The following is a 21,227-nucleotide window of genomic DNA, read 5'->3' as shown; positions in this document are numbered from 1 at the left end:
CGCCCGGAGGTGGGGCCGCTATCCGGCCTTCCTGCCGCGCGCCGGCGCACGCACCGGCTTGTCTGCCTGCTTCTCGGCCCTCTTGGGCGCTTCCTTGGCGGCAGCGGGCTTGCCGCCTTTGCCGGCGATCGGCAGCAGCATTTCGCGCTGACCTTCGACCCGCTTCTTCGGCTTCTTGGTCTTGCCGTTGGGCCTGGCAGCGGGCGCGGCTTCCTTCTCGGTCGCGAGGCTCTTCTTGAGCGCATCCATCAGATTGATGACGTTGCCGCCGGTCTTCGGCGCGGCCTTGGCGGCGAGCGGCACACCGCTGCGCTTCTTGTTGATCAGGTCGATCAGCGCGGTCTCGTAGTGGTCCTCGAACAGCTCGGGCTCGAATGCGCCGGACTTCTTCTCGACGATGTGCTTGGCGAGGTCGAGCATGTCCTTGGTGAGCTTCACGTCCTGGATGTCGTCGAAATACTCCTTCTCGCTGCGCACCTCGTAGGGGTAGCGCAGCAGCGTGCCCATCAGGCCGGCCTCGAGCGGCTCGAGCGCGATGATGTGCTCGCGGTTGGTCAGCACCACGCGGCCGATCGCGACCTTGTCCATGCTGCGGATGGTCTCGCGGATCACCGCATAGGCATCATGGCCGACCTTGCCGTCCGGCACGAGATAATAGGGGCGGATCAAATAGCGATTGTCGATGTCGGTCTTGGGCACGAATTCATCGATCTCGATCGTGTGAGTCGATTCCAGTGCGATGTCGTCGAGTTCGTCCTTGGTGACCTCGATATAGGTGTCGGTGTCGACCTTGTAGCCCTTGACGATGTCGTCGGAGGTGACCTCGTCGCCGGTCTCCGCGTCGACCTTGAGGTACTTGATCCGGTGGCCGGTCTTCTTGTTGATCTGGTTGAAGGAGACCTTCTCGGTATCCGAAGTGGCCGGATAGAGCGCGACCGGACAGGTCACGAGCGAGAGGCGCAAAAAACCCTTCCAGTTGGCACGGGGGGCCATAGGCTACTCCAAACGCAACAGGGACAACTGGCAAGGATAACACCCGGGAACTGCGAATCATAGCAAGGCGCGGGATGGAATCTTGCAACGGCGTTAATCGCTGATCCTCTGCAGGTCCGGCCCGGAACATCGTTCGCGATGGGACGTTGCCCCGAACGTCGCGAGAAGCCGCGCGGAGGTCGCGGCATTTGGACGCGACACCCCGACAGTTGAGGGTTACCATGGCTACGAGACGCGACGATCAGATCATCGAGACATCGACCGAAGCGCGCCAGGGCGAGCCCGGTCCGTCGGTCGCAGCGTTACTCACCGTCTCGACTGGACTTGCGATCCTGATTCTCGGCGTCATCTGGTTCGTGTTCTTTCGGACCTGAGCGCCGCCGCGCGGGACGCGCGATCAGCACTTCCGACTCGCCGCGGAACGCGGCAAATTGCGCCCGCCATGCGGCCGGCTTGCCCGGCCCGCATGGCGGGCGCCGTCGTGTCGGCTTCATGACGAAAAAGTAACATTTGCCGGTTCCCGGCGTTCATATTCAGTTCACGCCGAGATTGGTCATCTTGGCAGTAGATTCCGCAGTCCATCCCTTTCGGACTATCCTTGGAGAGAAGCGTGCGCCTGCTTGTTGTTGAGGACGACCCCGATCTCAATCGCCAGCTCACCAAGGCGCTGACCGACGCCGGCTACGTCGTCGACCGCGCCTTTGACGGGGAGGAGGGGCACTATCTCGGCGACAACGAGCCCTATGACGCCGTCGTGCTCGACATCGGCCTGCCCAAGAAGGACGGCATCTCGGTGCTGGAGGCTTGGCGTCGCAACGGACGCGCCATGCCGGTCCTGATCCTCACCGCGCGCGACCGCTGGAGCGACAAGGTCCAGGGTTTCGATGCCGGCGCCGACGACTACGTCGCAAAGCCCTTCCATCTCGAGGAGGTGCTTGCGCGCATCCGCGCATTGCTGCGGCGATCGGCCGGTCACGCCCAGAGCGAATTGACCTGCGGGCCGGTGACGCTGGACACGCGAACCAACAAGGTGACCGTCTCCGGCAACCCCGTGAAGATGACCTCGCACGAATATCGGCTGCTGCAATATCTGATGCACCATGCCGGGCGCGTGGTCTCCCGCACCGAGCTCGTGGAGCATCTCTACGACCAGGATTTCGACCGCGACTCCAACACCATCGAGGTCTTTGTTGGCCGCATCCGCAAGAAGCTGGATGTCGATATCATTCAGACCGTCCGTGGCCTCGGCTATCTCCTGACCCCGCCGGCTGCGCCTGGCACTTGACCGGGCGGCGCGACCGGGGTCTTGGTCGTCTATGACCGTCTCCGACCATCTCCCGTCCTGCGCCTGCCGGGATCGAGCCAATGCGCGCTAGCTCGCTTGCCAACCGCCTGTTCCTGTCGGCGACGGCGTGGCTGGTGGTGATCCTGGCCATCACCGGCGTCGTCCTGTCATCGGTGTACAAGAACGCCACCGAGCGCGCCTTCGACCGCCGGCTCAATCTCTATCTGCGTACGCTGATCGCCGAGGTGGCGACGCCCGACGAGCCGCCGGACCGTCAATTCCAGTCGCTCGGCGAGCCGTTGTTCGAGCTGCCGCTGTCGGGCTGGTACTGGCAGATCACGCGCACCGACACCGAAAAGCCGGAGGTACGCTCGTCGCGCTCGCTATGGGACAAGAAGCTGCCGAAGCTGGAGGAGCAGGGCGTCGAGCTGACCGCGGCCGGCATCCGGCTCGGCTATGTCGATGGGCCGGAAGGTCAGACCTTGCGGATGGTTGAGCGGCCCGTCGATCTCGGCGCCGACGGCAAGTTCCTGGTCAGCGTTGCGGGCGATGCCACCGAGATTTTCGACGAGACGCGTAGCTTCGACTATTATCTCGGCGGCACGTTCACGGCGCTCGGCATCGTGCTCCTTCTTACCACGGTCTTCCAGGTCCGCTTCGGCCTTGCGCCCCTCAAGCGCATCTCTGAGGCAATCGCCGACATCCGCTCCGGACGTGCCGAGCGGCTGGAAGGCGAATTCCCCGTCGAGATCGCGCCGCTCGCGCGCGAGACCAATGCGCTGATTGAGGCCAATCGCGAGATCGTCGAGCGCGCACGCACCCATGTCGGCAATCTCGCGCACGCGATCAAGACGCCGCTCTCGGTGATCGTCAACGAGGCCACCGCCCATGCTGCCGATCCGTTCGCAGAGAAGGTCATGGAGCAGGCCGACGTCATGCGCGACCAGCTTGCCCATCACCTGGAGCGCGCCCGTATCGCGGCCAGGGTCTCGATCGTTGGCACCGTGACGGAGGTTGCACCGGCCATCGAGGCGCTGCGTCGGACCATGGAGAAGATCCATCGCGATCGCGGCATCGTCGTTGAAGCCAAGGCAGATTCCGCCGCGAGATTTCGCGGCGAGCGGCAGGATCTGGAGGAGATGGTCGGCAACCTCGTCGACAATGCCTGCAAATGGGCGGCCTCGCGCGTCTTTATCGAGGTGCGGGCGGAGGCGTCCGGCAAGCCCGATACTGGGCCGCGCCTGCGGATCATCGTCGATGACGACGGCCGTGGCCTGTCCGAGGCCGAGCGGGCGCAGGTCTCGCGCAGGGGGCAGCGGCTCGACGAGTCCAAGCCGGGATCGGGTCTCGGCCTGTCGATCGTCGTCGACCTGGCTGGGCTCTATGGCGGTAGCCTGATTCTCGGCAGCGCGCCGATCGGGGGCTTGCGGGCAGAACTGGTGCTCCCAGGTATTTAGCCCTTGATCGGCCGCGCCTTTCTCCGATCCGGGAAAGCGGGTTCGACACAAAACGCAACACCGCCGGGCAACTTCCTAAACGCCTTCTTAACGCGCCAACTCGTATGATCGCGCCCGGACGCATCCCTCGTCCGCCAAATGACCGTGCATTACCGGGCGCATGAGCCAGACATCGATCGAGCGGCTGAGAGATTATCTCGCGCAGCTCCCGCCGCAGTCGCAGGCGCTGCTGATGCGGGAGTTCGAGCGCGCGCTGGAGCGCGGCCAGGACACGGCGGTGGCCACCCTCGTGCTCGAGCAGTTGCGCAAGATCGTACGCAAGACCGAGGCCGATGAAGACGCTGCGCCGCGCACGGAGGATTTGTCGCGGCTGCTCTACCAGCCGCTGGAACCGTTCCTCGTCGAGGCCGGCATTCCGATCCGCCTCGGACAAATCCGCCGTTCCTCGCTGCTCCCCATCTGGCAGTGGCTTGGCCGCGATGGTGCCCCTGCCAAGGTGGGTGAGATCGACGCCGCGCTTTCCCGGCTGCCTGCCGGCGACGGCGGAGAGGCTCTGGCACTGAAGATCCAGGCGGTCGCGGCCGACGCAATCTTCGAGCTGACGGGGCCTGGCGGCGGCGACAAGTCGCGTGCGCTTGCCCGCGTTGGCCCGCCCAATGTCATCGAGGACCTCTACTCGATCGGTGCCGTGCTCGGGGTTCGCGAGGCCATCGCGAGCCTCAATGAGAAGCTGCCGCGGTTCCTGCGTGCCTTCGGCGATTCCCACATCGCCGCGGTGACCGCCGCGCTCAACGTTCCCGTCCTGCAGACGCCGCAGATGCTGCCATTTGCGCTGTCGATGGTGATCCAGCGGCTGACGGCGCCCTGGCAGATCATCCGCCTCGCCATCAAGATGGCAGCCTCAGACGACGAGATCCGCGTCGCCGCGACGCCGTTCGGCGTGGCGGTCACGATGGCCCTGCATGACCTGTCCTGTCTCGCCGCTATGCTGCGGCTGGACATCAAGCGCGGCCGCTTCGACAACATCGCCGAGAACCTCAAGGCGCTGCATGACGGCGTCCGCGGATTGCGCACCGAACTCGATCTGCGCAACGATTCCGCCTGGGGCAAGCAGCTTACCTCGATCCGTGCCGATATCTCCAACGCCCTGCAATCGGAGATCGATAGCGTGCCGGGCCGCGTTCGCCGCATCCTGCGCCAGCGCGCGGAGAAGGACATTCCGCCGGGCGCCCGCGTCGACAGCACCGAGGTCGAGGAAACCGCCGCGTTGATCGACTTCGTCGCGACCTGCCGCAACTATGCCAGCGAGCTTGCGATCAACGAGGTGACGCTGCGCACCTATTCGGACCTCCAGCAATATGTAGAGCGGTCGACGGAGTCCCTGGTGCAGTCGCTGCGCGCCGCCGACCACAAGGTCCGGGCCTATCGTCAGCAGCAGATGGCCGCCGCCATCCGTTTCTGCGAAGTGCTGTTCGGTGACGACTACGCCTCGTTGATGAGCCGGGCGGCCGAAAGCGCACTGACCGGCGAGCGCAAATCCTCCCGCGCCGGGTAGATTTGGGCGCATCACAGCCTGCCTGCAATTTATGGTTGACGAAGCCGGTGACGAAACGTACGGTCCGCGCGCAATTCGTCCGAATTCTGTTTGTAGGCGCATGAAACCCGTCATCAGCTTCGTGGAAATCGAGAACCGAGTGATTTCGGCGACCTATCGCAGAATGATGGTCAGGGCGAAGGTGGTGTTGGTCGAGAAGGCGAGTGGCCGGCAATTGCCGGATCCGGTCACGACGATCGCTTCTCCCGTTCCGGTCGGCGCATTGCGGATCAGGCTGCCGGAAACGGTTGGCCCGGGAACCTACTTTCTGAAGGCGCTGAACGGGCACGGCGAGGACGCGGCTCAGAGCGCGGATTTCGAGATCGCCTAAGCCGTTGGATTGTCTCGGTTTCGGCCTCACTTCGGTCGCGCCAAATTGACAATTGTCAATTGCCGCCGCGCTTGAGCGTGGTGTAAAGCCACGTGAGAGGCGCGGGATGTCGCGCTGCCGGAAGCTTGCCCGATGACGCTATGGTTCGTGTTCGCGCTGATGACGGTCGCGGCGATTTTCGCTGTGCTCTGGCCGCTCGGCCGTGCCGGCGGCGCGCAGGGCGGAGGCAGCGAGGTCGCCGTCTACAAGGACCAGCTTGCCGAGGTCGAGCGCGATCTTGCCGCGGGCCTGATTGCGGCGCCGGAGGCGGAGGCTGCGCGGATCGAGATCGGCCGCCGGTTGCTGGCCGCGGCCGGCAGCGAGTCCGCGCCGGACGGCAGCGAGCCTGCGCCGGACGGCCGGTCGAGCCTGAAATGGCGCCGCGCGGCGGCCGTGCTGGCGCTGCTCGGCCTGCCGCTGGTCGCGATCCTCGTCTACATTCCGCTGGGCTCGCCGAGGCTGCACGACTTTCCGCTGGCGCAGCGCGATCGCGCGCCCGGCATGCAGCAGCCGCTCGAGAACATGGTGACGCAGGTCGAGCAGCACCTCGAGAAGAATCCGACCGATGGTCGCGGCTGGAGCGTGCTTGCACCGGTTTTGGAGCGGCTCGGCCGCTATGATGAAGCGGTGCGCGCCTATCGCAATTCGCTCACCTATAACGGCGAAAGCGCGGAGCGAAGGTCCGATCTCGGCGAGGCGCTTTTGGCCGCGGCCGGCGGCGTCGTGACGGCCGAAGCCAAGGCAGAGTTCGAGCGCGCGCATGCGCTCAATGCAGAGGAACCGAAGGCGAACTATTTTCTCGGTCTCGCCGCCGAGCAGGATGGCCGCAAGGATGATGCGGCCGCGATCTGGCGCGGGGTGCTTGCGAAAGCGCCGCAGGACGCGCCGTGGCGCGCGCTCGTGCAATCCTCGCTGGCGCGGGTCGGCGGCGGCAGCGCCGCGCCGGCGCTCTCGGACGATACGATCGCAGCGGCCAAGGACATGAGCGAAGGCGATCGGGGCGCGATGATCCGCGGCATGGTCGAGCGGCTTGCCAACCGGCTCAAGCAGAACGGCGATGACGTCGACGGCTGGCTCCGCCTCGTGCGCGCCTACGTCGTGATGGGCGATCGCGACAAGGCGAGGGGCGCGCTCAGCGATGCCCGCGAGGCGGTGGCCAACGACGCGGAACGGCTGCGCCAGCTCAATGAAGGCCTGAAGAATCTCGGGCTTGACGGATGACGATCGCAGGAAGGGCGGAAAGAGACCAGCCATGACGCGCAAGCAGCGACGTATGACCATCATCGGCGGATCGCTCGCCGTGCTCGCGCTCGCCGCAGCACTGGTGCTGAACGCGCTGCGCGATTCCATCGTGTTCTTCTCGACCCCGACCATGGTCGCGGAGAAGCACATCGCACCGGGCAAGCGGTTTCGCCTCGGCGGCCTGGTGCAGCCGGGCTCGCTGCAACGTGGTGACAATCTCGCGGTGACCTTCGAAGTCGCCGATGGCAGCGCCAAGCTGCCGGTCGCCTACAAGGGCATCCTGCCCGATCTATTCCGCGAAGGGCAGGGCGTCGTCGCCGAAGGCGCGCTCGACGCCAGCGGCGTGTTCAAGGCCGACACGGTTCTGGCCAAGCATGACGAGACCTACATGCCCAAGGACGTTGCCGACGCCCTGAAGAAGCAGGGGCACTGGAAGGATGATTACGGCGCCAAGAACAGCACAAAGCCCGCGGCCACGACCGCGCAAGGCAATCCGCAGGGAGCCGTGCGGTGATCGCGGAATCCGGACACTACGCCCTGGTGCTGGCGCTGGGTCTTGCACTGATCCAGTCCTTCGTGCCGCTGATCGGCGCGCGCTTGCGTGATCCCGCACTGATGAGCGTCGCCCGCTCGACGGCGCTGGCGCAATTGCTGTTCGTCGGCGCGTCTTTCGTCGCGCTCGTCACCCTTCACGTCACCTCGGACTTCTCCGTCGCCAACGTCTACGAGAATTCCCACTCGATGAAGCCGCTGATCTACAAGATCACCGGCGTATGGGGAAACCATGAAGGCTCGATGCTGCTGTGGGTGTCGATCCTGGCGCTGTTCGGCGGCCTCGTCGCTGCCTTCGGCAACAACTTGCCGCTGTCGCTGCGCGCTCATGTGCTCGCCGTGCAGGCATGGGTCGCGAGCGCCTTCTACCTCTTCATCCTGATCACCTCGAACCCGTTCCTGCGTATCGCCAACCCGCCGATCGAGGGACGCGACCTCAATCCGGTGCTCCAGGACGTCGGCCTCGCGGTGCATCCGCCGATGCTCTATCTCGGCTATGTCGGCTTCTCGATCTCGTTCTCGTTTGCGATCGCGGCGCTGCTCGAAGGTCGCATCGACGCAGCCTGGGCGCGCTGGGTGCGGCCGTGGACGCTCATGGCCTGGATCTTCCTGACGCTCGGCATCGCCATGGGCTCCTACTGGGCCTATTACGAGCTCGGCTGGGGCGGCTGGTGGTTCTGGGATCCGGTCGAAAACGCCTCGCTGATGCCGTGGCTCGCCGGCACTGCGCTATTGCATTCGGCGCTGGTGATGGAAAAGCGCAACGCGCTGAAGGTCTGGACCATTCTCCTCTCGATCCTGACCTTCTCGCTGTCGCTGCTCGGCACCTTCCTGGTGCGCTCGGGCGTGCTCACCTCCGTACATGCCTTTGCCAGTGATCCGACGCGCGGCGTCTTCATCCTGCTGATCCTGTGCGTATTCATCGGCGGCAGTCTGAGCCTGTATGCTGCGCGCGTGTCCTCACTGAAGCAGGGCGGGCTGTTCGCGCCGATCTCGCGCGAGGGCGCGCTGGTGCTGAACAATCTCTTCCTCACCACTGCTTGTGCGACGGTGCTGGTCGGAACGCTCTATCCGCTCGGGCTGGAAGTCTTGACCGGCGAAAAGATCTCGGTCGGCGCGCCGTTCTTCAATCTCACCTTCGGGCCGCTGTTCGTGCCGCTGCTGATCGCCGTTCCCTTTGGCCCGATGCTGGCGTGGAAGCGCGGTGATCTGCTTGGTGCCGCGCAGCGTCTGCTGGCCGCAGGCATCCTCGCGCTGCTGGCGCTGGGGCTGGTATGGGCCTGGACGCATGGCGGCAGCGCGCTTGCGCCTCCGGCCATCGCGCTCGCGGTGTTTGTCATCGTCGGCGCGGTGACCGATCTCGTCGAACGTGTCGGTCTGTTCCGCGTGCCGTTCGGAACGGCGATGCGGCGTGCGCGCGGATTGCCGCGCTCGGTCTGGGGCACGGCCTTCGCGCATGTCGGCCTTGGCATCGCGCTGATCGGCATCGTCTGCGAGACCACCTGGAACAGCGAATATATCGGCACCATGAAGCCGGACGATGTTGCCAAGGTCGCCGGTTACGAACTGAAGCTCGATGGGCTGTTTCAGCGGCAGGGCCCGAACTTCAGTGAAATGATCGCGCGGTTCGAGGTCACCCGCGACGGCGAGGCGCTCAGCGTGATGACGCCGTCGAAGCGCAACTTCACCACGCGCGGCTCCTCGACCACTGAAGCTGCGCTCCTGACCCGCGGCGCAAGCCAGCTCTACATCTCGCTCGGCGACGTGACCGCGGAAGGCGCGATCGCCGTGCGCATCTATCACAAGCCGCTGGTGCTGTTGATCTGGTGGGGACCGGTCCTGATGGCGTTCGGCGGCGTGCTGTCGCTGTCTGACCGCCGCTTGCGTGTTGGCGCGCCAAAGCCGGCGCGCGCGCAGCAGCGCTTGCAGCCGGCGGAGTGATCCGATGCGCCGGATGATCGCAGCTTTCCTTGCGCTTGCATTTTTGGGGCTGCCCGCAGCCCATGCCGTGCAGCCCGACGAGATCATGGCCGACCCCGCGAAGGAGGCGCGTGCGCGCGAGTTGTCGCGCGAGTTGCGCTGCATGGTCTGCCAGAATCAGTCGATTGACGACTCCGAGGCACCGCTCGCGCGCGACCTGCGCCTGTTGGTGCGCGAACGGATCGCGGCCGGCGACAGCAATTCCCAGGTGATCGATTTCCTGGTGGCACGCTATGGCGAGTTCGTCCTGCTGAAGCCGCGCTTCGAGCGGCAGACCTTGCTGCTATGGCTGCTCGCGCCGCTCGCGCTGGGAGCGGGCGGTATCGCGATCTGGCTTCAGATCCGGCGTCGGGCGCAAGGCGCCGCAAATGTGACGCCGCCACTCACGCCCGACGAGGAAGCGAAGCTCGCGGCACTGATGTCCGACGAGGCGAAATCGAGCTAACCGTTTTGCGCCCTGCAAGGGACCCAAAAGCAGGCATCTGAGCCGTTCGCGGAACCTCTGCTAAGTTCCTGCGAAATCATCATTTTTGGCCTGCGCTATTCTGCCGCAGCGGTATTTGCCCATCATTACAAAAGTTTAACCCCGCCGCCAGCGCGCTGTAAGGCGCCAATCCCCATCTTCCGTATCGTAAGGCGTTGTCCAAGCAGCGCCAAAACGAATTCAAGGCCCTGGAGATTCCTGCATGACCGAACGTCCCGACCTCTCGTCCCTCCCGTCGTACCGGCAGCCGCGACGCTCGCTGCTTGCTGCCCGCAAGCTCGCGCTGATGGCCTCGGTGGTCGCCGGCCTGGGCGTCGCCGTCTATGGCTTCAGCCCGTCGACGTCGCCGGCCGACCTGTTCTCGAGCCCGGCGCATGCGCAGGTGAACAACGAGGTCAAGAAGGTCGAACGTCCGATCGGATTTGCCGACATCGTCGAGCGCGTCAAACCCTCGGTGATCTCGGTGAAGGTCAACATCAAGGAGAAGACCGCGAGCAACGATGACGGTGATGATTCGCCGTTCCAGCCGGGCTCGCCGATGGAGCGTTTCTTCCGCCGCTTCGGCGGGCAGGATGGGATTCCGGGGCTACGCGGACCGCGCGGCGGCGGGCGTGCCATCACCGGCCAGGGCTCGGGCTTCTTCATCTCGGCTGACGGCTTTGCCGTGACCAACAATCACGTGGTCGACGGCGCCGACAAGGTCGAGGTCACGACCGACGACGGCAAGACCTACACCGCCAAAGTGATCGGCACCGACCAGCGCACCGACCTCGCTTTGATCAAGGTCGAGGGTGGTTCGAACTTCTCCTTCGCAAAGCTGTCCGACGGCAAGCCGCGAATCGGCGACTGGGTGCTCGCGGTCGGCAATCCCTTCGGCCTCGGCGGCACCGTGACTGCCGGCATCGTCTCGGCCAGCGGCCGCGACATCGGCAACGGTCCGTATGACGATTTCATCCAGATCGACGCGCCCGTGAACAAGGGCAACTCCGGCGGTCCGGCCTTCAATACCGACGGCGAGGTGATGGGCGTCAACACGGCGATCTATTCGCCCTCCGGCGGCAGCGTCGGCATCGCGTTCTCGATTCCCGCCGCGACCGTGAAGAGCGTGGTGGCTCAGCTCAAGGACAAGGGCTCGGTCAGCCGCGGCTGGATCGGCGTGCAGATCCAGCCCGTCACGTCCGACATCGCCGACAGCCTCGGCATGAAGAAGGCCGAAGGCGCACTGGTGGCGGAGCCGCAAGCCAACGGTCCGGCGGCGAAGGCCGGCATCGAGTCCGGCGACGTCATCACCTCGGTCAACGGCGAGACCGTCAAGGACGCCCGCGAGCTCGCCCGCACCATCGGCGGCATGGCGCCCGGTGCGACCGTAAAGCTGAACGTGTTGCATAAGGGCCAGGACAAGGTCGTGAACCTCACCCTCGGTCAGCTGCCGAACACGGTCGAGGCCAAGGCCGACACTGACAACGACAACAGCAAAGCGCCGACCCGTGGCACCGACGTGCCGAAGCTCGGCATGACGGTTGCCCCGGCCAACAGCGTGGCTGGCGCCGGCAAGGATGGCGTCGTGGTCACCGAGGTCGATCCGAAGAGCGCGGCAGCCGAGCGCGGCTTCAAGGAGGGCGACGTGATTCTCGAGGTCGCCGGCAAGAGCGTGAGCACCGCCGGCGACGTGCGCGAAGCGATCAATGCGGCGCGTACCGACAACAAGAACAGCGTCCTGATGCGCGTGAAGAGCGGCGGCCAGTCGCGCTTCGTCGCAGTGCCTCTCGCCAAGGGCTGAGGATCAGGAGGCCTTACGAGATGAAGGGAGCCGCCGGCATTAGTCGCCCCCGCCGCGGGCTCCCTTCCGGGGAGCGGAGCAACTCCGCTTCCCCAACCTACCTTCCGGTGGAATACGCCCCCCTCCGTCGGAAGGGCCTAAGGGCGGTGAGGTCCCCCAGCTTCACCGCCCGCTCTTTTCCCGGTTCGAGAATCTTCCGCTCCGCTTGCATGCGATTGCCGACCGCGCCATGTTGACAGAAGGGCTGACCTCCTTGACCGCCGCCGACCGCACGATGCGCCTCCTCATCATCGAAGACGACCGCGAATCCGCCGATTATCTCGTCAAGGCGTTTCGCGAAGTCGGTCACATCGCCGACCACGCCTCTGACGGCGAGGAAGGCCTCGCCATGGCCGAGAGCGGCGACTACGACGTGCTGGTGGTCGACCGCATGCTGCCCAAGCGCGATGGCCTGTCGCTGATCGGCGCCTTGCGCGAAAAGGGCGATTCGTCGCCCGTGCTGATTCTCTCCGCGCTCGGCCAGGTCGATGACCGCATCAAGGGCCTGCGTGCCGGCGGCGATGACTACCTGCCGAAACCGTACTCGTTCGCCGAGCTGCTCGCCCGCGTCGAGGTGCTGTCGCGCCGCCGGGGCGGTCCCGCCGAGGACACGGTCTATCGCGTCGGCGATCTCGAGCTCGACCGGCTCTCGCATCGCGTCGCCCGCGGCAAGGACGAGCTGACACTTCAGCCGCGCGAATTCCGGCTGCTCGAATATCTCATGAAGCATGCAGGGCAGGTGGTGACGCGCACCATGCTGCTGGAGAACGTCTGGGACTATCATTTCGATCCGCAAACCAACGTGATCGACGTGCACATCTCGCGGCTGCGCTCCAAGATCGACAAGGGGTTCGATCGACCGCTGCTGCACACGATCCGCGGCGCCGGGTACATGATCCGCGACGGCATCAGATAACGGCTCGCTATCTCTCCGTTTTATCGGTCTGAGTTAGTTCTAGCTTGGCGGATTTTTAGCGCTTTTCGAGGGCGCTCCGTATCCAGCAAAATGTAAAAGCCCCGCCTAAGCGGGGCTCTTTTCAATCTGTTTGACCACGGGTCGTTGATCCGAAGCTGTGCTCCGCAATGCGCTATACCTCGTGCTTCCTCCTCTCCGGTCAGGCTGCTGTGCGCTGCGCGGATGGCTGGACGTTCTGGTTCAACCGGAACAGGTTGTGCGGATCGTACTTGGCCTTCAGCGCTGCGAGCCTTGCATAGTTCGCACCGTAAGCGCTGGACACGCGATCGGTTTCGTCCTCGGGCATGAAGTTCACATAGACGCCGCCGGTCGCATGGGGCGCGGTTTCAGCAAACAGGCTCCGCGCCCAATCGATGGAACGCTGCTGGTCGGCACGTTCGCGCCATCGCGTGTGCACATTCATCGCAAAATTCGCGCTGCGATGCGGATAGGCCATCGCGTCAGGCGCGACACGGCTGGCCGCACCGCCGAGTTGCCCAAGGAAGACCTCGCATTCGTCTGTCGGGAGACTGGCGACCTGGTTGACCATGACGTCCAGGAGGCCATCGCCGAGTTCGACGAAATTGTGCGATTTCCAATAGTTGTAGGCACCCGGAGTAAGCAGCGGGTCGAACGCGCTCTGCCATGCCGCGAAAGGCTGCATGCCGACCACGTCGGCAATCGGCGCTCCGAGGGAGCGCAACGGCTCCAATGCACGATTGCCTTCGCGCTCGTCCCCCACATAGCAGACCGCAAAGACGACGATCTCCTTGCCGTGAACGTCCGCGGGCAGGAAGGGCAGGGGTGGGGCCTTTCTGAGCACCACCCATTGCGTGAGCTCATCAGGCGCCTTGGCTGCAACCTGTCGGTAGCCGGCGAGGAGCTCTCGTGCCCGGGCAAAGGGATGGACAATCAGGCCGGAGTAGACCATCGGCCCAACCGGGTGGAGGCGAAACTCAAAGGAGCTCACGACGCCGAAATTGCCGCCGCCTCCGCGCAGTGCCCAGAACAGGTCGGAGTTCTCGGTTGTGCTCGCCTGCACAAGCTTGCCGTCGGCCGTCACCAGGTCGGCCGAGACAAGGTTATCGATCGACAGTCCAAACTTGCGACTGAGCCAGCCGAAGCCACCACCAAGCGTGAGCCCCGCCACGCCCGTCGTCGAATTGATACCGAGTGGGGTGGCCAGCCCGAAGGCTTGCGCCTCCCTGTCGAAATCGCCAAGAGTCGCGCCCGGTTCGACGCGCGCGGTGCGCCGAACGGGATCGACCCTAATGCCACGCATCAGCGAGAGATCAAGCAAAAGACCGCCTTCGCAGACGGCATTGCCGGCAATGTTGTGGCCACCGGCGCGCACAGCAAGCAGGACCCCGTGCTCACGCGCAAAGTTGACGCAACGGATGATGTCGGAAGCGCCCTTGCAGCGGATCGCTGCGCCGGGGTGGCGATCAATCATCGCATTCCAGATCGTGCGCGCCTCATCGTAGCCCGCCTCCCCGGGGAGACAAACGGCGCCCCGCACTGACTGTCGCAAAGCATCGAGAGTATCAGTTCCAAGCGCAATCGCCCCGCCCTGCAGCGAGGCCAGCCGGATCTCGGTCATGGCATTCTCTCCAAAGGTGCGGACGTGAGGGCCGGCAAGCGACGGCGCTCACGTCCCCGGACAAAAGATCACTCAAAAAAACCAGACGATGTCACTCAATGACGATCGTCGCATGCGAACGATTTCGCGGGCGGCCGCTACGCTCTCTGAGGGCGTTCAACGGAGTCCGCTCTAGACGTGAGTGCGCCTGGCGAAGGAAAGGTTCACTCATAAAATATGCCGGTCGGACGGCTTTCATCCGACGGCAGCGGGAATCGAAGCGGTCGTTACGCGCCATCGCCACAAGTCGAAGCACTAATCATAGAGACCATTGAACCCCTAGGTAGCCGGCCGATAAGTGGTCACCCATTGTCGTCCGCGAGGCAATCGATAGCGCCAAGCGATTTCCGGTAATGGTCCGGTGGCAAAGCTCGACTTGGCTCCGAAATGGTCTGTTGGGCGACGTATGGCGCGGTATGTCGTTAGTGGCTGGGCCTTGATTTGGTTGTGAGTTCCACGCTCGCGCTTGATGCGATTCACGATGGGGAGTGGTACGTCACCGATTGTTAGGTCCAATTTCTTTTCGACGACTCGTGCTTTTCATGTCGTTGTCATACGGGACGCGCAGGAGATGTATGTCCTTGCTCTGGTCACCCAAAAAGGCGGAAGCGGTAAGAGCACGCTGGCGGTCGGAATTGCAGTCGCGGCGATGGGGAACGGGGAGCGCGTCGCAATTGTCGAGGCGGATCCGCAAGGCACGATTTCAAAATGGAAAGAGCGGCGCGGCAATCCCTATCCGCGGGTCGTTCGGGTCGCCGATCCCGCCGAAATAGAAGGGGCGCTCGTCAGCCTTGAAGCTGAGGGGATCTGGCTTACGATCATCGATACCGCCGCCACGAACAATGCACTGGCCATGCGCGCCATCGCGAGGGCCGATCTTTGCCTGATGCCGGTGCGTCCGAGCCCGGCCGACATCGAAGCTGCGATACCGACGCTGATTGCTATTCGTAGGCTCAACCGCCGATTTGCTTTCGTCCTCAATCAGACGCCACCGCGGGGCTGCCGCTTGAGTGAAGCTGCAACGTCGCTCAATTCGCTCGGGGTGCTTGCGCTTCCCTATGTCGGACAGCGCAATGACCATCAGGACGCGCTTGGGGCAGGATTGGGCGTGACCGAGTTTGCACAAGAGGGAAGAGCCTCGGAGGAAGTTCGAGAGCTGGAGCGCTGGGTCCTGAAAAAGCTTGTCGAGGGGGCGTTAGATCATGAGCCACACGCAAAACAGGCGGCGTGCTAACCACCCGCGCTACGCGCGACGCTCGCTCGTGGAGTTTACCTCGGCGGCAAGCCGAGCCCTTGACGATGGCCTGTTTGCATTGTCCAGCGGGATTGCTGCTTACAATCCGGGATCGGAGCACACAGGCGAGAAGACGTCTGATCAAACAATCCTTGCACCGCAAGCGACGGCTCCCAGTCCCGTTGCAGTGCTTGAATCTCGGAATGCGGCGGCGGTACGCAAGGACGAACTCCTAGAGTCCGACACTACCATCGAGATGATGGTGAAGATTGCCAAGGACCATCAAGACAGAGCTTTTGAAAACATCGACGGCGCAGGGCAGCCGCAACCGCGATACATGCGGCGGCTCACTGACGAGGCGATCAGAATGCTGGACGATCTTCGGAGCGGTAAACTGGAGAATCAGGCGAACTTCATCCTGAGCGAATGCTTCAGAGAAGCCGCCAGCGCGTTCTCTATGATCAATCAGCAGCTCAAACGTGACGGCTATGCCGTGAGCATTGATCCATCAATCTTCATCTGGCTTGCCAGTATCACCGAACCGGAAACGCGCGACACCGGCACCATGCGGCTTGAGATCGTACCCAACCACCGAGGTCGTCCGAGCACGTACGCGCGCCAGGTCGCTCAATTTATCTGGCACCTTGAGGAGCAGGGCTGCCGGCGACAGGCCGCAATTCGGGGGGCGTCCACGAAGTTCAGCGAGAGCGCGAGCTTCGCCGAGAAGGCCTATGCCTTTTGGGAGCCGATCTTCAAACGGGCGGGACCGCACGTGAAGATGCTGACCCGCATTTCAGATCCAGAGATGTAAAGCTGACAGCGCGGCCATTTGGCGTCCGATTTGACTGAGGCCGAGGCCCGGGCGAGGACCGCCCGGCAACTTCCAATTTAGGCGATCTTGGCGATGCGGCCGAGACTGACCCCACCTGCGCCACATATGCGCCCCATTGTCTTCCCTTCGCCTCCTTAATTTACGTGCCAAGTCTGGGGGTACGAATGGGGAACCGCGCGGGGGCGCGGCTTGCAACAGTGAAAGTTTGGCAAGTTAGCTGGATTGCCGGGGCGCTGATCGCGACGTCGCTTGCCGCGATTCATCAGATCGCGGCATCGCGCCCGAGCGTCTCGACGCCGAATGCGAGAATTGCCGATGCATTCAGCGCCATCCCGCTGAAAGTGACGACGGTCCTGACAAATGCCGGCGCAGCGTTTCCGACTCCGGTCATCGAGACCAAGTTCGATACGGGATCATTGGCTAATGCGATCGTCGCGGCGGGATTCAGCGCTGCCGCGCCGGACGCGGTGATGCCGTCCGATTCAACTAGTTCGACGCGGCAAGAGCGAATGTTGCAGGTCGCCAGCCTTGAGGCAGCGCCGCCCGAGAGCCCGGCAACCCCACAGCAGGACCGTCCGAGCGCTGCCTCGCCCAATCCGGACGAAGGCGAACCGTCGTATCTCAAATACTACGTCTACTCGGAAATCCCGCCGCCGGACAAACCCGCGAAGATCGCCTTGTCGGCGTTGAGCGGCGTGCCGCTTGGAACGCCCATCCAGGAGATCGAACACGCGGCCAAGGCGTTCGGTATAGATGCCAATTTCATGAAGGCGGTCGCCAAGATCGAATCCGATTTCAATCCCAAGCAACGCACCGGCTCCTATATCGGTCTGTTCCAGCTGAGCAAGTATGAGTTCAGCAAATTCGGATCGGGCGACATCCTCAATCCTCGCGACAACGCCATGGGCGCCGCCTACAAGTTCATCACCGAGGCTGCGCTATTCGAAGTACTAACGCACAAGCAGCCAACGTTTTCCGATCTCTACCTGATCCACCAGCAGGGCTGGGAAGGAGCCGCCCAACACGTCAGTCATCCGCAGCGGATTGCCTGGAAGTCGATGTGCGCAACCCAGGAGGGCTCGGCGAAGGGCGAGCGATGGTGCAAGCGCGCCATCTGGGGCAACACGCTGCCGGCGGTCAAACGCGAATGGAAGTCGGTCGATAGTCTCACCTCTGGCGCGTTCGTCGCGATGTGGCGGGACCGCGTCGACACGCTCTATGCCCGCTATCCAGTGCTAACTGCGGCGGCCGAACGCGCGAGATAGAACAGTTTGTGACTGCCCACCGCGCACGTCTTTCCTCTTCATCCATCGCGTTGATAAGCGCTCCAACATCTTCCTCGCAGGGCATCGTGCTCGCTGCTGCCCTCACCTGGTGGGTGCATTGAGACAGCTTTTCCACAGCAGCGGACGCGGTGCAAAACCGAGCTTCGCTTTGGCGCGGCTATTGGAGGCGCCCGTCAGCTTCGTGTGGTAGTAAACCGCTTCCTCGCCTGCGATCTTCCGTGCCTCTTCCGCGCTCAAATGGGGCGGCTCGGGCGCATCGACCCAACGGGCGAAGGACGGCAGCCATTCGGAAACGGGCAGCGGATCGTCATCCACGACGTTATAAATTCCCGGTTCGGCGGTCAGTGAGGCAATTGTTCCCGCAATGGCATCATCGATGTGAACGAAGGACCAAACGGCATTGCCTTCGCCGATGATCGCCGCCTCGCGCTTTCGTACTTGCTCGGCGACGGCGCCCTCCGGGCGATACCATGTGCCGGGACCGTAGAAGAAGCCGTAGCGCAGGACCACGCCATCCAGGGCTCGCGAAGCAAGGACCCGATCCTCATATGCGCCTATGACGCGAGTGCTCTTGCCGATCTCGCCGGGCGCGTCATAGCGGAGCTTGGTCCTCTCGTCGGCGAGTTTCCCGGCCGGGGCGTCCAAATAGAAGCCGCGTGACTGGAGGATATAACGCTTGACTCCGAGCGCTTCGGCCGCTGCGAGCAGATTGCCGCCGCCCTCACGATGAAGGCGGGTATCGTTGGGCATGGACTTGATAATGTCGGCGGGGTCGGCGGGAAGCCAGGTTAGCTGGTCGATCACCACGTCCGGCGCCGCCGCCTCAATCGCATCGCGCACCGCTTTCGGATCGAATGCCTCGGCGGTGGAGGGCGAGGCACCAAGTTCGCGGAGACGATCGACGCCCGGACCGGCGCGTGTCATGCCGACTACCTGATGACCGAGCGTCCGCAGAGCGCGTACGAGCGGAAGACCCACGGCGCCGGTAGCGCCTGCAACGAATATCTTCATGACCAGCTCTCTTGTTGGCTTGCATTTGGGCGCAAGCATGCGGCCTCGAACTAACGTGGCTTGCGGCCCAAAGGAGACATCAGCCGACTTGCGTCGATTCCCTTGCTCCGGAAGTAGCCGCGCCGGTCTAGCGTGTTACCGCACCACTCCCAGTGGTCGGCTTCTCGGCAAACTCCTTGGCAATGTTTTTGTGCGCCGTTAGGACCGCGATCTGATGAGGAGAGGCGGGCATGCCTCCTGCCGTCAGAGTGGGGGTGGGCGAGACCTCCTGAACATGAGGCGATCCCACAACAGAAATCTGGACGGCGGTGATCGGGAGACCCATCGATTCGTAAGTCGGAAGGTCCGCGGCGGCTGCCACATCGGCTCCCCCCAAGATGACAACCGCAACAGCGGTAAAGAGCTCCAGACGTTTCATATTGCATCTCCTTTGGAGTAGGCGAGACCACAGCTACGATTGCAGTCGTTCGCGAGATGCTTCGTCAGGTAGGTATGGCGAGAGTTCTCTCAATCACATGATGATCATAATATAATCACGCTTTGTTGAGAGGAGCTGCGGCCGGATTTTGCGCTGGAGACAGCGTACCCAGAGTACTGTTCGTAAAATTGGTCATTTACGAAAAGTGATATATTCGGGAGGACCGAGCATGCAAATCAACGGCGTTGCCCACACGTTCATCACGGCTGGAAACTTTTCAGCCGCACGTGCCTTCTACGGACAACTACTACCGTTTATGGGTCTTACGATCGTGGCCGACACGGTGAACACCTTCTATTGTGTCGGCGGCCGTACGGGGTTCGGCATTCATGCGCCAGCAGACGAGTATGTTGGCCAACGATTCCACCAGGGCGCCGTTGGATTGCATCACCACTGTTTTCGTGCGCGAGAACGTGCCGATGTCGACGAGGCGTACGCCTTCCTCGTAAAGATTGGCGCACATATCGTTCACGAACCGCGAGACGACAGTTTTGCCCCTGGCTACTACTCGGTGCTGTTCGAGGATCCAGATGGCACGAGGCTAGAGATTAATCATGTTCCGGGCAAAGGGCTGCTCGCTCCGGGAACACAGATTGGCGGCGGCTACGCGGATGGGACGCAGAACGGGTAACAGCTTCAAATGATCAAGCTCGAGACGCCACGGCGCTCGGCCTAAACCTTTGCGCCGACGCCGCTCGTCCGCGCCGGTTTCGAGCTGTCGCACATGTGCTCTATGCCGCCTCTCTGCTGTTCTCGGCGCCATTCTGGAAGATACGTAAATGTCCCACGCAGCCGGCCCAAGCGGTCTCGTTCGCGAGCCGAGCCTGGTCGCTTATTCCCTAAGTACCTGATGCGGCGCAGCGGGATAACTGAATTGCTGCGGCGCGCATGCGCTGCTCGCCATCATGCTCGGCAAGGTCGGTATGTCGTCACCTTTTTGCGACGCGCGGATGCGTGTTCAGGAACGCAACTGAAGACCTCGCATTGTCGGCTTGTTCTTCGGTTGTTCGTGAGGCCGACAATGCGTCTTCTTTTGAGAATGGTTGCGATTGCGACGGTCCCGGTATGGATGGGACTGAGTGTGAACCCCGCTGCAGCACAGGATTTCAATGATCGATGGTCTGTTATTCCAAAGGCACATGCAGAGCCCGCTCCCGCCGAGACAAAGCAGGATCAGTCGCAAACGCAAATGCCGACTGAACAAGAGCCGGCACGAGGTTCGGAAGCTCGCTCATCCGCTCAATCTTCCAACCGAGTCTTCTCTGGAAAAGCCTCCTACTACTCGTATTCAAAAGGGAAGACAGCGAGCGGTTCGTCGTTTGATCGGAATCTACTAACCGCGGCGCACCGCCGTTTGCCGTTCGGAACGAGAGTTCGCGTTACTGATCTCAGGAGCAACAGGTCCGTGGTGGTTCGTATTACCGACCGCGGACCGTGGGTCCGTGGCCGAATCCTTGACCTTTCACTCAGTGCTGCGCGTAGCTTGGGGATTATCGATCGTGGCGTAGCCCAGATTCGCGCTGAGGTGCTTTAGCTTGATGATGGTCCTTCGGCTGTGCGCATCGGGTCGGAATGTCTTGGTGCGTTCGGACCAAGTCGAGGCCACAGCGTTCAACTAGATGTTTGAAAAGGTCTGTACAGTCTTGATCGCGACGTCGCTGATCGTGCTATCCGTGACGGCCGATTGGTTGGTTCAGGGCGGCATCCGCCAAGACGCGTCGCTAGCCAGAGCCGACGTCATCGCAGTTAGCTACAACCCGCAGCGCTGATGTGAGCCGTCACGTGCTAGAGACTGTGCGCGACCATCGCGTGCAGTGCGGCGCTGCTTGTTTCGCCAGGGCATGCGGGGGCGCCGTCGACTTGGCTTTCTTCCTATAGGCGACGTGAGCGGGCCGAAGAACTCGATACCGCCTTTGCTTCGGCCATCGCTCGGCACGCCGATGCTGTAATCGATTTTGGTGATCCCGTTGCCGTCTCGCGGCAGATAGTCCGGGAAGACGCAGGTATCAGCTCCAG

The 21,227-nt window shown here is 63.2% G+C and carries 20 protein-coding genes; 16 read left to right on the top strand and 4 right to left on the bottom strand.

Features of this window, described 5'->3' with window-relative positions:
• Positions 1-18: 18 nt before the first annotated feature.
• Positions 19-993, bottom strand: a complete 975-nt coding sequence (gene ku / locus Q3C01_RS19605) for a non-homologous end joining protein Ku (protein ID WP_458146948.1) — start codon at positions 991-993, stop codon at positions 19-21.
• A gap of 221 nt (positions 994-1,214) precedes the next feature.
• Here ku and Q3C01_RS19600 point away from each other — a divergent pair, with 221 nt between their 5' ends.
• The 11 genes from Q3C01_RS19600 (at position 1,215) to Q3C01_RS19550 (ending at position 12,692) form a co-directional block, all read left to right on the top strand.
• A complete protein-coding gene (locus Q3C01_RS19600) occupies positions 1,215-1,367 on the top strand; it encodes a hypothetical protein (protein WP_449381475.1) in 153 nt (50 codons plus the stop codon).
• Between the two features lie 236 nt (positions 1,368-1,603).
• Positions 1,604-2,278 (top strand): response regulator transcription factor, encoded by a 675-nt coding sequence (locus Q3C01_RS19595; RefSeq protein ID WP_449381476.1) that lies wholly within the window; start codon positions 1,604-1,606, stop codon positions 2,276-2,278.
• Positions 2,279-2,358: 80 nt separating this feature from the next.
• Complete coding sequence (locus Q3C01_RS19590; RefSeq protein ID WP_458146947.1) at positions 2,359-3,735, top strand: ATP-binding protein; 1,377 nt, start codon at positions 2,359-2,361, stop codon at positions 3,733-3,735.
• A 160-nt stretch (positions 3,736-3,895) separates the two neighbouring features.
• Positions 3,896-5,290, top strand: coding sequence for a hypothetical protein (locus Q3C01_RS19585; RefSeq protein WP_458146946.1), 1,395 nt, complete (start codon positions 3,896-3,898; stop codon positions 5,288-5,290).
• Positions 5,291-5,390: 100 nt separating this feature from the next.
• A complete protein-coding gene (locus Q3C01_RS19580) occupies positions 5,391-5,660 on the top strand; it encodes a hypothetical protein (RefSeq protein ID WP_458147019.1) in 270 nt (89 codons plus the stop codon).
• A gap of 132 nt (positions 5,661-5,792) precedes the next feature.
• Positions 5,793-6,920: a c-type cytochrome biogenesis protein CcmI gene (gene ccmI / locus Q3C01_RS19575; RefSeq protein WP_458146945.1), complete on the top strand. Its 1,128-nt coding sequence runs from the start codon at positions 5,793-5,795 to the stop codon at positions 6,918-6,920.
• A 31-nt stretch (positions 6,921-6,951) separates the two neighbouring features.
• Complete coding sequence (ccmE, locus tag Q3C01_RS19570) at positions 6,952-7,455, top strand: cytochrome c maturation protein CcmE (protein ID WP_458146944.1); 504 nt, start codon at positions 6,952-6,954, stop codon at positions 7,453-7,455.
• Entirely contained in the window at positions 7,452-9,434 is a 1,983-nt protein-coding gene (locus tag Q3C01_RS19565) for a heme lyase CcmF/NrfE family subunit (protein ID WP_458146943.1), read from the top strand. The genes ccmE and Q3C01_RS19565 overlap by 4 nt, the downstream gene beginning before the upstream one ends.
• 4 nt (positions 9,435-9,438) lie before the next feature.
• On the top strand, positions 9,439-9,918 hold the full coding sequence (locus Q3C01_RS19560) for a cytochrome c-type biogenesis protein (protein ID WP_458146942.1): 480 nt from the start codon (positions 9,439-9,441) through the stop codon (positions 9,916-9,918).
• A 241-nt stretch (positions 9,919-10,159) separates the two neighbouring features.
• Positions 10,160-11,737, top strand: coding sequence for a Do family serine endopeptidase (locus Q3C01_RS19555; RefSeq protein WP_458146941.1), 1,578 nt, complete (start codon positions 10,160-10,162; stop codon positions 11,735-11,737).
• Positions 11,738-12,011: 274 nt separating this feature from the next.
• Positions 12,012-12,692 (top strand): response regulator transcription factor, encoded by a 681-nt coding sequence (locus Q3C01_RS19550; RefSeq protein ID WP_254105763.1) that lies wholly within the window; start codon positions 12,012-12,014, stop codon positions 12,690-12,692.
• Positions 12,693-12,891: 199 nt separating this feature from the next.
• Here Q3C01_RS19550 and Q3C01_RS19545 read toward each other — a convergent pair whose 3' ends face one another.
• A complete protein-coding gene (locus Q3C01_RS19545) occupies positions 12,892-14,331 on the bottom strand; it encodes an FAD-binding oxidoreductase (protein ID WP_458146940.1) in 1,440 nt (479 codons plus the stop codon).
• Between the two features lie 610 nt (positions 14,332-14,941).
• On the opposite strand from Q3C01_RS19545, the gene Q3C01_RS19540 reads away from it, so the two are divergent.
• From Q3C01_RS19540 to Q3C01_RS19530, 3 genes are all read left to right on the top strand, one after another.
• Positions 14,942-15,604, top strand: a complete 663-nt coding sequence (locus tag Q3C01_RS19540; RefSeq protein ID WP_458146939.1) for a nucleotide-binding protein — start codon at positions 14,942-14,944, stop codon at positions 15,602-15,604.
• Complete coding sequence (locus tag Q3C01_RS19535) at positions 15,573-16,415, top strand: hypothetical protein (RefSeq protein WP_458146938.1); 843 nt, start codon at positions 15,573-15,575, stop codon at positions 16,413-16,415. Before Q3C01_RS19540 ends, Q3C01_RS19535 begins: the two co-directional genes overlap by 32 nt.
• 218 nt (positions 16,416-16,633) lie before the next feature.
• Positions 16,634-17,701, top strand: coding sequence for a transglycosylase SLT domain-containing protein (locus Q3C01_RS19530; protein ID WP_458146937.1), 1,068 nt, complete (start codon positions 16,634-16,636; stop codon positions 17,699-17,701).
• A 102-nt stretch (positions 17,702-17,803) separates the two neighbouring features.
• Here the strand turns inward: Q3C01_RS19530 and Q3C01_RS19525 are convergent, their stop codons facing one another.
• On the bottom strand, positions 17,804-18,733 hold the full coding sequence (locus Q3C01_RS19525; protein WP_458146936.1) for an NAD-dependent epimerase/dehydratase family protein: 930 nt from the start codon (positions 18,731-18,733) through the stop codon (positions 17,804-17,806).
• A gap of 127 nt (positions 18,734-18,860) precedes the next feature.
• Positions 18,861-19,151: a hypothetical protein gene (locus Q3C01_RS19520; RefSeq protein ID WP_458146935.1), complete on the bottom strand. Its 291-nt coding sequence runs from the start codon at positions 19,149-19,151 to the stop codon at positions 18,861-18,863.
• Between the two features lie 229 nt (positions 19,152-19,380).
• On the opposite strand from Q3C01_RS19520, the gene Q3C01_RS19515 reads away from it, so the two are divergent.
• Positions 19,381-19,842 (top strand): VOC family protein, encoded by a 462-nt coding sequence (locus Q3C01_RS19515; RefSeq protein ID WP_458146934.1) that lies wholly within the window; start codon positions 19,381-19,383, stop codon positions 19,840-19,842.
• Positions 19,843-19,935: 93 nt separating this feature from the next.
• Complete coding sequence (locus tag Q3C01_RS19510; RefSeq protein WP_458146933.1) at positions 19,936-20,745, top strand: septal ring lytic transglycosylase RlpA family protein; 810 nt, start codon at positions 19,936-19,938, stop codon at positions 20,743-20,745.
• Positions 20,746-21,227 lie beyond the last annotated feature (482 nt).

Source organism: Bradyrhizobium sp. UFLA05-109 (genome assembly GCF_054185165.1).
Note: the sequence above shows the minus strand (reverse complement) of the source record. Positions and strands in the feature narration are given on the sequence as shown.